Source organism: Brevibacillus sp. NPDC058079 (assembly GCF_042885155.1).
GTDB lineage: Bacteria > Bacillota > Bacilli > Brevibacillales > Brevibacillaceae > Brevibacillus.
This window is the reverse complement of sequence record NZ_JBHVSO010000001.1, coordinates 866,994-880,550: the sequence shown is the minus strand read 5'-3', so window position 1 is coordinate 880,550 and position 13,557 is coordinate 866,994. Positions and strand designations below refer to the sequence as shown.

The 13,557-nt window shown below is 45.2% G+C and carries 15 protein-coding genes and 2 pseudogenes; 3 read left to right on the top strand and 14 right to left on the bottom strand.

Going from position 1 to position 13,557, the window contains the following annotated elements; translation table 11 throughout:
* The 4 genes from ACFVS2_RS04185 to ACFVS2_RS04170 all read right to left on the bottom strand — a co-directional run bounded on the left by ACFVS2_RS04185 (position 1) and on the right by ACFVS2_RS04170 (position 3,656).
* Positions 1-543: a DUF1641 domain-containing protein gene (locus ACFVS2_RS04185; protein ID WP_390231307.1), complete on the bottom strand. Its 543-nt coding sequence runs from the start codon at positions 541-543 to the stop codon at positions 1-3.
* Between the two features lie 66 nt (positions 544-609).
* The gene (locus tag ACFVS2_RS04180; RefSeq protein WP_390231303.1) at positions 610-1,809 is read right to left on the bottom strand and encodes an FAD/NAD(P)-binding oxidoreductase; all 1,200 of its coding nucleotides are present in this window, start codon (positions 1,807-1,809) and stop codon (positions 610-612) included.
* Positions 1,810-1,941: 132 nt separating this feature from the next.
* On the bottom strand, positions 1,942-2,586 hold the full coding sequence (locus tag ACFVS2_RS04175; protein WP_390231300.1) for a response regulator: 645 nt from the start codon (positions 2,584-2,586) through the stop codon (positions 1,942-1,944).
* Complete coding sequence (locus tag ACFVS2_RS04170; protein WP_390231297.1) at positions 2,583-3,656, bottom strand: PAS domain-containing sensor histidine kinase; 1,074 nt, start codon at positions 3,654-3,656, stop codon at positions 2,583-2,585. Before ACFVS2_RS04170 ends, ACFVS2_RS04175 begins: the two co-directional genes overlap by 4 nt.
* Before the next feature lie 248 nt (positions 3,657-3,904).
* Between ACFVS2_RS04170 and ACFVS2_RS04165 the strand changes: the two genes are divergently transcribed.
* Complete coding sequence (locus ACFVS2_RS04165) at positions 3,905-5,122, top strand: MFS transporter (RefSeq protein ID WP_390231294.1); 1,218 nt, start codon at positions 3,905-3,907, stop codon at positions 5,120-5,122.
* Positions 5,123-5,145: 23 nt separating this feature from the next.
* On the opposite strand, the gene ACFVS2_RS04160 is transcribed toward ACFVS2_RS04165, so the two are convergent.
* From ACFVS2_RS04160 to ACFVS2_RS04145, 4 genes are all read right to left on the bottom strand, one after another.
* Entirely contained in the window at positions 5,146-5,778 is a 633-nt protein-coding gene (locus ACFVS2_RS04160) for a YczE/YyaS/YitT family protein (protein ID WP_390231291.1), read from the bottom strand.
* 107 nt (positions 5,779-5,885) lie between these two features.
* Positions 5,886-7,706: a PAS domain S-box protein gene (locus tag ACFVS2_RS04155; RefSeq protein ID WP_390231288.1), complete on the bottom strand. Its 1,821-nt coding sequence runs from the start codon at positions 7,704-7,706 to the stop codon at positions 5,886-5,888.
* A 184-nt stretch (positions 7,707-7,890) separates the two neighbouring features.
* Positions 7,891-8,463 (bottom strand): cupin domain-containing protein, encoded by a 573-nt coding sequence (locus ACFVS2_RS04150; RefSeq protein ID WP_390231285.1) that lies wholly within the window; start codon positions 8,461-8,463, stop codon positions 7,891-7,893.
* Positions 8,464-8,575: 112 nt separating this feature from the next.
* Positions 8,576-8,902: a winged helix-turn-helix transcriptional regulator gene (locus ACFVS2_RS04145; RefSeq protein WP_390231282.1), complete on the bottom strand. Its 327-nt coding sequence runs from the start codon at positions 8,900-8,902 to the stop codon at positions 8,576-8,578.
* Between the two features lie 118 nt (positions 8,903-9,020).
* Between ACFVS2_RS04145 and ACFVS2_RS04140 the strand changes: the two genes are divergently transcribed.
* Entirely contained in the window at positions 9,021-9,635 is a 615-nt protein-coding gene (locus ACFVS2_RS04140) for a flavin reductase family protein (protein WP_390231279.1), read from the top strand.
* Here the strand turns inward: ACFVS2_RS04140 and ACFVS2_RS04135 are convergent.
* The 4 genes and pseudogenes from ACFVS2_RS04135 to ACFVS2_RS04120 all read right to left on the bottom strand — a co-directional run bounded on the left by ACFVS2_RS04135 (position 9,632) and on the right by ACFVS2_RS04120 (position 11,359).
* Positions 9,632-10,050, bottom strand: a pseudogene (locus tag ACFVS2_RS04135) (ribosomal maturation YjgA family protein). The gene ACFVS2_RS04140 and the pseudogene ACFVS2_RS04135 sit on opposite strands and share 4 nt — an antisense overlap.
* A gap of 23 nt (positions 10,051-10,073) precedes the next feature.
* Positions 10,074-10,466, bottom strand: a complete 393-nt coding sequence (locus tag ACFVS2_RS04130) for a glycosyltransferase family protein (RefSeq protein WP_390231276.1) — start codon at positions 10,464-10,466, stop codon at positions 10,074-10,076.
* A pseudogene (locus ACFVS2_RS04125) lies at positions 10,415-10,639 on the bottom strand (molybdopterin cofactor-binding domain-containing protein); the annotation flags it as partial. The pseudogene ACFVS2_RS04125 and the gene ACFVS2_RS04130, both read right to left, overlap by 52 nt.
* A 36-nt stretch (positions 10,640-10,675) precedes the next feature.
* Positions 10,676-11,359: an MOSC domain-containing protein gene (locus ACFVS2_RS04120; protein ID WP_390231273.1), complete on the bottom strand. Its 684-nt coding sequence runs from the start codon at positions 11,357-11,359 to the stop codon at positions 10,676-10,678.
* A 103-nt stretch (positions 11,360-11,462) separates the two neighbouring features.
* On the opposite strand from ACFVS2_RS04120, the gene ACFVS2_RS04115 reads away from it, so the two are divergent.
* Positions 11,463-12,359 carry a LysR family transcriptional regulator gene (locus tag ACFVS2_RS04115; RefSeq protein WP_390231270.1) on the top strand — a complete coding sequence of 299 codons (897 nt, stop codon included), beginning with the start codon at positions 11,463-11,465 and terminating at the stop codon, positions 12,357-12,359.
* Between the two features lie 88 nt (positions 12,360-12,447).
* Here ACFVS2_RS04115 and ACFVS2_RS04110 read toward each other — a convergent pair whose 3' ends face one another.
* Positions 12,448-13,062: a MarR family winged helix-turn-helix transcriptional regulator gene (locus ACFVS2_RS04110; RefSeq protein WP_390231267.1), complete on the bottom strand. Its 615-nt coding sequence runs from the start codon at positions 13,060-13,062 to the stop codon at positions 12,448-12,450.
* A gap of 110 nt (positions 13,063-13,172) precedes the next feature.
* Positions 13,173-13,412, bottom strand: coding sequence for a glutaredoxin family protein (locus tag ACFVS2_RS04105; protein ID WP_390231264.1), 240 nt, complete (start codon positions 13,410-13,412; stop codon positions 13,173-13,175).
* Positions 13,413-13,557: the final 145 nt, after the last annotated feature.

Genomic DNA, 13,557 nt, shown 5'->3' with positions numbered 1-13,557 from the left:
TTATTTGTTTGATTTTTCCGCGAGTACTTCGAGCAGCGATTGGGTAAAGCGAAGTGTCTTTTGGACGGTGGGATCTTTCATGAGCTTGTAAAGCGTGAACACGGAAACGGGTTCGCTATTATGTTCGGCTCGTACTTTTGCTTCCTGGAAGACAGCCACTCCATGCTCCACTTTTGCGGACACAGGAGCGATGTACGCCTTCATACCGTTTAGCAAGTATTGTTGCGATTGCTTATCCTCTCCAAGGCTTTCCAAAAAATCAGCAGCTTGTTCGAGAACGCTGACATATTTAACGAGCTTTGGCATCTTATCAAGCAAAGTAAACAGGGCATCTACCGATTCTTTTTCCACAAAGAAACGGGACAGATGACCATCTACGCGCTCAAACAAATACCGTAGTGATTCCTGATCGCGTAAGATCGATGTGGCTACTTCAAGTCCCTCTTCGACTGCAAGGACGGTATCTTTTATCTTCGGGAGCTTTCGGATCAATATGGTGATTGCTTCCTGAACTTCTGGATCAGACAAATCCTCTAAAAACATGTCAGAGCTTCTCTGTACCTTCCTGGCGTTCGAAATGTTGCTCTCCTCCTCTCTTTCAAGACTGCCTTACATCAATCCTTTAAGCATGCCATTCCAATAAAGGATGGGAAGCAGTTCTCTTTTCATCAAGTACATACTGAATCTCTCTTCAGATTGGTCAAAAGGAAAGGTTTCACACGGCGTCAGGTTGTAATCAAATTCGGCTAGTACTAGTTTGTTGTACCCCGTTACGAGTGGGCAGGATGTATAACCGTCATACTTGGCAACCAATGGATTACCATTGATCAGCGCGAGGAGGTTTTTCTCGACGACAGGCGCCTGTTTGCGAATAGCAGCTCCGGTTTTCGACGTGGGAAGATTCGTGCAATCGCCTATGCCGAAAATAGTGGGAAATCTTTTGTGCGCAAGCGTAAACGGATCGACATCGACCCAGCCTCCTGTGTCTGCCAATGCGCTGTTTGCAATGAAATCAGGCGCTTTCATGGGAGGGGTCACATGAAGCATGTCATACTTCCATACTATCTGCTCTTTCGTGTCCAGATTCTCGAATACCGCTTCTTTGGAATCCGCTCGCACTTCCATTAGATTATGCTTGTATCTGGTTTCGATGTTCTTGCGACGAATGACGTTATTGAGGGTATTGGCATACGTGGGAACGTCAAAAATACTTCCCTTCGCCGATGCAAAAATGATCTCTGACTGGTTGCGAACATGTAACTTACGAAAGTAATCATCAGCCAGATACATGATTTTCTGAGGGGCTCCACCGCACTTTACGGGTGAATTCGGGTGAGTAAAAATGGCAGTGCCGCCTTTAAAGCTCCGGATCGCTTCCCATGTACTTTCTACTGTTTGGTAAGCGTAGTTGCTGCAAACGCCGTTCTTGCCGACGGCATCCCTCAGGCCCTTTACCCCCTCCCAATCTATTTGCAAACCAGCAGCAACAACGAGGTAGTCATAGGAAAAGATGGTTCCTTGCTTCGTACTGAGCGTGTGTTGTTCCGGCTGAAACATGGTGACCGCATCGCAAATCCAGTCGACGCCTGCGGGAATCAGAGAGGAGAGGTCGCGCTCGGATTCCTCCTTTTTCGCGGCACCACCTCCGACTAATGTCCACAAAGGCTGATAATAATGCTTGGACGCGGGATCGATGATGGCGACTTGTCCCTTGAGCCTTTTGGAAGCCCGGACGATACGGGTAGCAACAGAGATACCGGCTGAGCCTGCTCCCACGATGACAACCGTATAATGAACTTGTTTTGCCATAGTTCCTCCTTCGACGACGATATGGTTTCCAATCGTACGATGATGGTTCATGAGGTGTAGTCTCTCTATTCAGTTTATTCCTCTGTTATTTTTTCCATATAGGGGAAGTCCCCTACTTTTTGATCTATGCGATTAAAATGCCAGATCGAGATATCTATTTTTAATGGCGTATTGGATCAATTGATGCTTGGAATCCAGTCCTAGTTTCTGCATGATATTCGTTTTGTGGTTCTCCACGGTTTTGACGCTGATCAACAGCTTATCTGCCATTTCCTTATTCGTATAGCCAAGCACAATGAGTCTGACAAGCTCCTTTTCACGTAGCGTTAAAACAGAAGGCATCGTTTTGGCATCCGATTTCAGCCATAGATTGATGATCTCTTGCGATACGGAAGTCTTGTAAAAGCGCTTACCTCTGTAGACTTCCGCAATGGCTTGAAACAGCAACTCGCCATGGCTGTTTTTTAAAATGTACCCATGAGCTCCGACGGTAATAGCCTTCTGGACAAAAATCTCCTCGTCATGCATGGTCAATATGACAATTTTCACGAAAGGATTCGACTTGCGAATCTCATTGCTCGCTGTAAACCCATCCAGCCCATTGGGCAATGACAAATCCATCAGCACTACATCGGGTTCCAGCTGATTCGCTTTAAGGATAGCATCGTTGCCTGTATGGCTCTCTCCGACAATTTTTATTTGAGAGTAACTTTCGAGAAGCACACGCAATCCCTTCCGAATCATCGTGTGATCATCAACCAAAAGCACTCGTATCACTCTGCTCTCCCTCCTTCTCCCACTACCGTTACCTTGATCGATGTACCTTCGTGGAGCACGGATTGAATATGAAGAATTCCCTCCATCTGATCCACTCGCTCTTCCATATGTTTGAGACCCAGACCGACCTGAACCTGATCGCGAACAAATCCGATTCCGTTGTCCTGAATCAGCAAAGTCAGTTGGTCCTCTTCGTTGTACAAGATGACTTCAATGAGTGTCGCCTTCGCGTATTTTAGTGCATTATGTAAGGCTTCTTGGATGACACGGTACAGATTAATTTCCAAGATTGGCTGAAAATGATCGCTGACATTGCTGTAAGAAAAGGTAATGGAAACATCCTGATGTGCTTTGTTCAAGCTAGAAACAAGATGCCGAACCGTAGGAATCAGCCCCAGTTGATCGAGACTATGCGGACGTAGCTGAAGTGAATAGAGCTTGACGTCTTGTATCGCTTTTTCCAGCTCATTCACGATCTCTTGCATGAATTCCCGGAATTGTCCTTCTTGGTTGAGACGCGTTTGAATCGCTTGAATGCCAACCGAAACGGAATACAAGGACTGTCCTACGCCGTCGTGCAGCTCCTGGGCCAGACGCTTATGTTCGTTTTCCTGAGCTTCTAGCGTTTTTTGCAGCACCTGCTTGGAGATTCTGACCTCCTCTTCTTTTTTCTTGACCGTCATATCTTTCAAGACCAGAAGTACATCCTGCATGTTTTGTTCACCATTTTCATAGATGACAGCCGTGCTCATTTCCATGTCAACGTACCGTCCTTCATACGTGGGCATCGCAGAAAGAAAATAGGGAACCTCCCGTTTGGCGAGCAAATAACATCGTTCTTCTCCCTCTTCCAGCTCTCTGCTCTGGCAGTAGGAGCAGAACGGCACCTTTTCTCCTCGCTTCCAACCGGTCATTTTTTCTGCGGATGGATTCATCACCATAATTTTTCGTTCCTGATCCATGAGAATAATCCCGTCCTGCAAGTGGTCGAAGATTTGCTTCAGATAACCGTTATCCATCACCTTCCCTTCATCTCCATAGCATTCAAAATAAGTTGGACTTTGATCCATCATTGGTCCTCCAAGCTACAAGTTTTGTTTTTATCTAATCGTAAGAGACAGAGGGAGTGTTTCAAATAGGTACCTTCCCCTATCTTAGTGGGTTTCTGACACAATACGAATGCCAGATGGATGATTGAAGGTTCGCTTGATAACGAATAAAGCGTAAAAATAATGCCTTGACTTAACAAAGTAGAACAGGTAATCTTTACCCGCACCACAAACGGGATTTTATAATGCAGAAAGGTTGTATTGACTTCATGGAGTTATCTCACACTACTACCAAGAAACAGACCAAAAAGGAAAAGTCTTCTATCTCTTTGCTCTCTCTTACAGTGGGCTCTTTTTGCATTGGGATGACGGAATTTGTCATTATGGGTCTACTGCCGAATGTTGCAGAGGATTTAGATGTTAGTATCTCTTCTGCGGGTCAACTCATTACCATGTATGCTCTAGGGGTAGCCATCGGTGCACCGATACTAACAATCCTCACCCACCGAATTCCCCAAAAGAAGCTACTCTGTCTACTAATGGTTCTATTTATTCTCGGGAACGGAATCTCTGTTTTTGCTCCCAACTACGAAATACTGATGGGGGCACGCCTGATCACCGCTTTGACACACGGGACATTCTTTGGAGTTGGGGCTGTTGTAGCCTCTAGTCTTGTAAGTCCTGACAAACGTGCCGCAGCCGTTTCCATTATGATGGCCGGCCTGACGATCGCCAATATTATTGGTGTACCTTTGGGGACTTTCATCGGTCAACACATGGGGTGGCGAGCCTCATTTGGCACTATAGCAATCATGGGAGTAATAGCACTGATCGGAATACTCGTTTTCGTCCCAAACATGCGGCAAAAAAACACCGGAAGTATCACTGGGCAAATTACCGCTCTTCTCAAGCCCAAGCTCCTTCTGTACCTCCTGATCGGAGCACTGGGCAATGCGGGCCTATTCACCGTATTTACGTATATTGCGCCTCTGTTGACGCAAATTACCGGTTTTGCTGAGTATCATGTAACGTGGATTCTTGTCCTCTTTGGCTGTGGAGTGACCATCGGCAATATCGTGGGCGGAAAGCTTGCGGATTGGAAGCTGATGCCATCCATACTTGGACTTTACTTTACTATTTGCATCATTCTCACGCTCTTTACGCTTACCCTGTACAGTCCAATAGCTGCCGTATTGACCATTTTTCTATGGGGCGCTGCTTCTTTCGCTGTATTTCCAGGGCTGCAAGTGCGTGTGATGAATCTCGCACAGAATGCGCCAGCGCTTGCTTCTACCTCCAGTCATTCTGCCGGAAATCTAGGAAATGCAGCTGGTGCTTTCATTGGCGGATGGGTTATTACTCATCTTCATATTACCTCTCTCCCATGGGTCGGCGCTGTGCTCGTAGCACTGGGTCTGATTTTAGGAATCGCATCCTATATGGCTGAACGCAAGCAGCAACAAAGTGAAAAAGGGTACTCAATTTGAGCACCCTTTTTCTTTTGCGCTGTTTAAGCCGTTCCGTACGGTTTTGCCAGGATTCGCTCCCACATCGGAATAAACTGCTTGATCAGCGGTCCGCTCGCAAGGGCCGTCACAAAGGTTCCCACAGAAACGGGTCCACCAAGCAACAAGCCCAACACCATGACCGTGCACTCTATACCGATCCTAACTTTACCGATGCCCCATCCCATTCGTTCATGCAGAGCTAACATAAAACTATCACGTGGACCGGCTCCCAATCGCGGTGAAATATACATACCCGTGCCGACCGTATAGATGAGCAATCCGACAACGAACAAAATGGCTCGTTCTATAACGGTTTTTCCTGTAGGAATCCAGTTCAGCCACATGAATAAGTCAATAAACAGCCCGAAGAAAAACATGTTTAAAAACATACCCACGTTAGGCCGGATCTTGCCAATGATGTAGGAAGCGAGAATGATCATGGCTCCCACGATTTGCGACCATATGCCGATGGTCAGTCCAAATGTTTTCTGTAATCCGATATGCAATGTATCCCACGGCGCAACACCTAAATGCGCCTCAATCATCATGCCAATGCCAAACGCCATAACCGCCAGTCCGATCATAAACACACTGTATCGAACTGCAAGCGGATGAAGCTGTAACTTCCTCCACATGATTTTCTCCCCCTCTAATAATTCTGGCTTTTTCAGCACACGTAGGTGGGGATTTGGTGAATGTTACCTTACTGCCAACGATTTGAGTATTCATTAGGATCACCTTCCTATTTCGAAATGGGCAACATGATTTCCACGATGGTACCCTTGTTAACCTCACTTGAGATGGTGATGGTGCCTTGATGGTCTTTGATTATTTTATTGCTGATAAGTAAACCTAAGCCTGTTCCTTTCTCTTTCGTGGTATAAAAAGGTTCACCAAGCCTAGGCAGCAGCTCTTGGGAAATGCCACAACCATTATCGGTAAAACGAATCAGCACTTGGTTATTATGAAGGCATGTGGTTTCTATGCTGATTTCGCCATTCGCCGTGATAGCATCCAGGGAATTCTTCAATATATTGATAAAGACTTGTTTTACTTGATTTTCTTCTCCTTTAATCGCTATCGGTATATGGCTGAATATGGTGTTGATCGAAATGTTGTTGAGATTCGCTTCTGATTCGAGAAACTTTACCACACTTTCAATGAGAGGGTGTAAAAGAATCCGCTTCACATTCAGAGTTTGCGGTTTGGCCAATACAAGCAGCTCACTCACGATAAAGTTGATGCGATCTAGCTCGGACAACATAATGTCTGTAAAAATGACGCCTTCCGATAGCGTTGGCCGCAAGTACTGGATAAAGCCTTTCAATGACGTAAGAGGATTCCTTATTTCATGCGCGATACTTGCAGCCAATTCACCGATTACGGACAGCTTCTCTGTTCTGCGGAGAAGTTCTTCGTTCTGCTTCCTCTCCGTAATATCACGTGTAACGTTGATAAAGTATTGACTTTCGCCATCCGAGCTGAAAAAAGGCATTCCTTTTGATTCGAGGTAGATCCATTTCTCGTTTTCCACTTTGTATCGATACTCACATGTAATAGGTATATCGAATTGAAGCATAGTGGAAAATCGCTCAAAGACGAGTGATGCATCTTCTGGATGAATGTTTTCAATGATAATTTGGTTCGTACCTAATTTCTTCAGATGTGAAGGTGAACCATACGATACGTGACCGTTCTTATCAATCACGGATATGAAGTCTGCTGTGTGTTCGGCAATGAATCGATACTGTTCCTCGCTCTTGCGCAAAGCTTCTTCAGACTGTTTTCGCTCGGTGATACTGCGTGAAACGAATAGAAAGCTATCAACCTCTTTGTTCTCAGACATGATCGGAACACAACGCGACTCCCAGTACACCCACGATCCATTTTTATGGCGTATTCTGATCTCCATTTGTACATTTTGGGGATTCGTGGAGAGTAAGGAACGCAGGTCTTTCACGATTTTCACATCATCGGGGTGAATGAGATCAAAACTATTCGTTTGCAGAAATTCATCCGGTGTGTATCCCAAATGGTGTTCGATAGAAGGAGATACAAAAAGGTTATTCATGTGTACATCATGTTGACAAATAACATCGCTTGTATTTTCTACGAGGATACGGTACTTTGCCTCGCTTGTCACGAGAGCCTCTTCCGCCATTTTGCGGTCCGTAATATCTCTTGCGATGACGGAAGTGCCTATGATCGTTCCTTCTGTATCTCTTATAGGGGAAGCTGTTAGACCAACCTGCACGATCTGGCCATTTTTTCGTTGACGCACGGTCTCATAGCCCGTAATATTTTTCCCTTCATATTTAACCTCGTGGAAAATTTCCTTTGTCTCGTCAATAAGATCTTCAGGTACGAGACAGTACGGGTCATTCCGGAGGTCTTGATACGTCCAACCATAGATTTTTTCAAAAGCACTATTCACAAAAAGTATTTTACCCTGCATGTCCCTAACTGAAATCGCGTCCGTAGTCGTTTCAACAAGTGACTGAAGCAGCTCTTTCATGTTGAACTGTTCTTGTCTAAGGTCGATTCTCTGAGCTTCTTTATCCATAGGTTTATACCTTCCTTAAACGAAGATTGTGAATAATGATAATATTCTATGCTTGTTGAAAATATCCTTGGGAAAATATCTATCCCACTAAAAAAATCCCGCCCCTTAAAAGGAGCGGCATAACTTCCCCTATCTTTTTAGTCGCTCCCTCAATGTCTGGCACCATTTCCTATCGACTCGATTCTTATTGAGTGCTTTGCTCAGAAGCCATGGCACTGGCTTTCGTCTCATGAACGGTGCCAAATGGATGATGAGGTGGCGCGTAGATGGAATATACTTTTAGCGGCGTATTACCCGTATTGATAACATTATGCCATTTGCCCGCGGGGACCATGATGGCATCGTTATCATTTACTCTTTGTTCAAAATCTAAATGATCTTGTCGATCCCCCATCCGAACAAGTCCTTGGCCTTCTTCCACTCGGATGAATTGATCCGTATCCGGATGATTTTCTAAACCGATGTCGTCTCCAACATTTATACTCATTAGCGTCACCTGCAAGTGCTTCCCTGTCCATAATGCCGTACGGAATGTGTTGTTTTGCTTTGTAGCTTGCTCAATATTCACGACAAATGGCTTTGGTCCATAATCTCTCAATTCGATGGTATTCTGATCACGATTCCAGTATCGATTTCCATTCGCATGGCTCCAGCTGTAATAATGAGGACTCCACCCATAGTGAAAATGGTTGTTATTCCATCCGGCAAACATGGGATAATGCCATTGATTATTGTAATAGTAATAGTTGTTGTACATCTCAATCTCCTCTCCAGTAAAAGGCTTTACCCTTTAGCCTATGTGGTTACCTAATGACAGGTAACTCCCTGAAGAGCCAATTCTCTGAACTGAGTTGAGTTGCGTTGTGCAATTAGGGTTGATTTTTTACCCCCCACAAGCACATTGCCTCCAAAATCGGCAGTAAAGACTGACCTTGAGCTGTTAACGAATACTCTACTTTTGGCGGGATTTGAGGATATTCCACTCTCTGGACGATGCCGTCTTGTTCGAGGTCGCTTAAATGCAAGCTAAGCATCTTATGCGTAATTCCTGGGATATTCCTTTTCAAATCACCATACCGTAAAACTTCGTTGCTTTTTAATTGATACATGATTTTCATTTTCCATTTCCCACCAATGATTGATAGCGTATAGTCAAAAGGCGTTAGCTTCTTGGTTGCTGAAATTTCAGAAGTCATTGATGTCACTCTCCCATTTGTTAGTCGCTCACAAAATTGTGCGTACTAGCTTTCTATCTCTTTCTCTCTATACTGAAGAGGATTGCTGCGTAAATCAATCAGTCGGGAGAGATAAATGATGTCAGATCGCGATACCATCACTTTTCATACTAACGAAATCAGTGAATTCCATATGTATAAACTCATGATCGGATCGGTAGTACCAAGACCGATCGCATGGGTCTCAACGATAAGCAAGGGTGGAGTTTTGAATTTGGCTCCGTTCAGTTTTTTTACGATCGCTTCTCGACAGCCTCCCACCCTCATGATTTCAATCGGTCCCGGGGTAGAAGAGCGTAAAGGAACTGAAAAAGATACCCTTACAAATATCCGGGAGGCAAAGGAATTTGTCATCAATATGGTTTCTCGTCCATTAGGCGAAGCGATGATTCGCTCAGCTGCCAACGTAGATGCAGGTATAAATGAATTTGAGCTTGCCGGCGTTACACCGCGTCCTGGTACTCGTGTACAGGTTCCAGCAGTGAGACAAGCCCCGATCGCCTTTGAATTAAGCCTGAATCAAATCATCCCTCTTGGAAGCGATCATGTGGTATTGGGTACAGTGGAATGCGTCCATATCGATCCGGCTGCGTACGCAGGAGATTTCAAGCTCGCCATTGAATCGTGGGAGCCACTTGCCAGTTTAGCCGGTGATTTTGCTACGATTAGTCGACCTTTTACCTTTGAACGCTAGGAAGAGCGCTTGCGCCATAGACAAGCCAGATCAAACAGTGAAGAGACGGCAATCCCAGCACTATACCTCACGAGATCTTCCACCAAAAAGCCTTTTCCCAATACCAACGCTCCAAGAGTTGTCCCCCGGATCTGATTGATCCAAACCGCCTGGTACAACTGGCTGAACTCGATTGCAAAGCAAATCGCGATGCTGCACCACAGCGCGAAAAAATCTTCTTATGCGTAAAGCAAGCACGAAAACCGAAGTAGATCATGGAGGCCCATAAGCCATCGCCAAAATGCTCTGCTACAAAGATTGGCAGATGGTCGGTGAACGCTCTTGACCCCAAGCCCAACTCTATAGCAGCGAAAACGGCTACGACATAGGCAAATCGAGCGTTCGTGTATGGTGCGGACCATAAACTTGTCCAAATCTCTAGGCCCTTTTGATATTTCTTCAAAATAAAACCACCAAACCCACATCGGTCGTAGCCTGATAGTGAAAGAGCAGTTCATTGATCATCCCTGTTGTAATCAATGGTTGATCCGCTAACAAAATCATAAGGGCTGCCGCGTGCATCGCTTGTGCAGCCACTACGCCGCAACGCAGCGGGTACGATTGCCCCAAGTGCGCTTCCGAGCAGTGAAATACCGCCCAACTCCGATGAATGGGCTCCTGATAAAATGTACGATCGATCCAATCTGCCGTACCGTCGCCAGATACGATTCGACATAATCCAATTTGGAGTGTAAAGCCGCTGCCAACGTATAACTTCCCAAATGCATAGAGCCCAATGGAATGCAAAAAGAATCGCATTGAACGTTGTCGATGCGATATGGCCCCGTACAATCGGAGGCTCCGGCTAGGCTCATGACCGCACCCCGATCGGAATACGCACCGCCGTCATACAAATGCAATATTTCGGCGGCCATTAGTTTTCCATCTCGGGTACAGCCTAGCTTAATTTTGGCATCCAGTCCGATATGTACTGGGGAAGAGATCATATCCACTTCCCGGGAGTTACAACACTTGTTGTCCGTATTAATGAAATGCTGTAGCTATGATTGGTTGCCTGTCAGCCTTTCGCGCGTATCAATTTCTATGCCGGATAATCGTTTGGTAAAGGTCGCTCGCCAATTGGAGGACAGCTCCTCTACTTCCAACAGCTTTTTCATGCCGTCGATATTCTCTTTTTCTTGATGCATGATTCGGTTTGCATAGGAGACCGTTATCGCTTTTGGATGACATGAGAGTCTTATCAATCCATCCGTATAAGATACAAGCCCTTCTTTTAGCACGCGAAAATAAAAGCCAGTATAGCCGGTCTCTTGGACCTTAACCAACATTTCAGGCACACCGTAACGCACGGATAATTTATAACAAGGCTGTCTCGGTTGACTGACCTGTACGATCGCTCCCCCTAGCTGAAAGGTATCGCCGATGCATACGTCCGTCTCAACTAATCCCCGAATCGTCAGATTTTCTCCGAAGGCACCGATTGCCAGCTCTCTCTGTAATTCAGCTTCCCAGAATGGGTAGTGTTCATACGGATAGACGCATACGGCCTTCTCCTTGCCCCCATGGTGGACCAGATCTGCCTGTCCATCTCCCTCGAAATTCAAAAAGGATAGATATAGAGCTTTTGTTGCAGGGCTTTTGAAAATGCCGGTAGAAACCTCTTTGTTTTGATACTGTACTTGTTTGGGTTTACCTACATTCAGTGAAATGATTTCGATATCCACAAGCGATCACCTCATTCTTTTATCCATACAAATCCATAATGGTTTGTTCTATAATGATAGGAAAAACCTATTGTTCGATCATAAATCGCCGGAGGGATAGTCGTTGGAGCTCAAGCAATTAGAATACTTTATGGCACTGTGCCAAGAGTTGAATTTTACTCGCGCAGCGGAGAAATTGGGCATTGCGCAGCCTTCACTCAGTCAGCAAATCCGCCTGCTTGAGCATGAAATCGGTATGCCCTTGTTTGATCGCGTCGGCAAACGAACGGTTATGACGGAAGCAGGAAAAACATTGCTTCACCATAGCTATAATGTGTTTCATGAGTTGTCACAGGCACGTGCAGCGATTAGTGAGCTGCAAGGCTTAAGCAGAGGCGCATTAAAAATTGGCGTACTGCTGACAGTTGTCAATTACTTGCTCCCGCCTACTGTTATCGAGTTTCACCAGCGTTATCCGAAGGTTGAATTGTCTATTTTTGGGTTGAGAACCGGTGATATTTATGAAGGACTTCTGAAAAACGAACTCGATCTCGGCATTGTTTTTTTGCCTATGGAGCATGACGATCTAGAAACCATTCCGCTCTATACAGAAAATCTGGCCCTAGGCGTACCTGTGGATCTTCCGATCGCAAAGGAACCGTTTGTTTCGCTTGCGATTTTGAAAGAAACCCCCTCCATTTTATTGCCCAACACGTACTTTTTGCGTCAGTTGATTGATGAAAAGTGTCAGGAGCTGGGCTTCGCGCCTCAGCCTGTTTTGGAGATGACCACAATGGAATCGATTACGAATATGGTCGGGCAAGGTGTTGGTGTCACGGTACTTTCGAAAGGCTACCTCGACTATATCGATGATAAACGGATTCGAACGATTCCGATCCAACAGCCCACTATCACGGCGCAAATCGGTATCGTTTACCGGAAAAACAAGTATTTGTGTGCAGCAAGCCGAGTCTTTATGGAGCAGTTAATTGCCACGGTAAAACGCGATGATGTTCGATGATGCGAGAGTCAAGATCAGTTTATGACGAGGCAAATCATTGTTCAATAGCAGCGTTGTTATCATTTCGATAGGTATTGCCTATCATTATTTAGTTATTCCCAGTGGAAATATGCTCGGGGCATTCTTTCAAGGATGCTTCATGCGTGAGGTACTTTTCCATGAACGCGCAATAATGAGGTGTATGGGAATCACCTGTATTCGGCCGAAAATGAATGCAGCCTAGACAGGGCTCCGCTACAACGAGATGACCACGTCTTTGCATCGCTGTTATCACGGAGCCGAGCCCGATCTCGAAATCTTCCAGTATCTCATGTGGAATAGAATGAAGGGCTTCCTCCAGTGTATGCCCCCATTTTTCAAGATTCGATGCAGCTTCTTCCCCTTTTGCAGTCAGTTGAAGCAGCGTCACTCGTCGATCTTCTTTTTTAGGTACTTTCGTCATGTGTCCTTTCGTTACGAGTCCATTGATGATCTTAACAGCTGTCACATGCGTCGTTCCGATTGCTTTGGCAAAGTTACCAATGGAAGCCACGTCTCTTCTCGTATACAAAGCGAACAGTAACGCCTGAATTTGTACGGGTGACAGTCCCTGTTCATCACTCTCTGCCTGGGTCACCTTTTTAATCGCTTGGGACATTCGAAATAGAGCCATCATGATACGAGCTGAGCGATTTTCCTTACGTTGTTGAGGATCAAACATCATGATCGTATCTTACCTTCCCTGTTCCATTCTTCTATCCATTGTAAATGGAAACATGGTCGTGTAAAAGCATAGGAAAAAGGAGGCGCCTCAAAAGCACCTCCTTTTCTCATTTAGCCGTTTTTCACATCTTCCAAGCTTGCACCAAAGTTAATGTGGTAGACGTTCCCGCCAATCACGAGAGCAGGAACTGATTGAATACCAGCCTTCTCTGCTTCCTCAAGGCGATTCCGCTCTGTACCAAGGTGGACAATTTCAATATCGATTTTTGTTTGATCCAGGTAATCAAGGACGACTTGCTCCGCATCTACACATACTGGGCAACCTGCATGATAAAAAATGGCTTTTAACATTTGAAATCAGCTCCTATCGATTTTATGTAGCATTGCTACGTATTTGATTATAGGAGCGACCATCTTTCGAAACAATTACAAATTCCCTATGATTATCATAGGGAATCACAATGAGAAACGAAGGTTCTGGAATGAACGCCTGTTC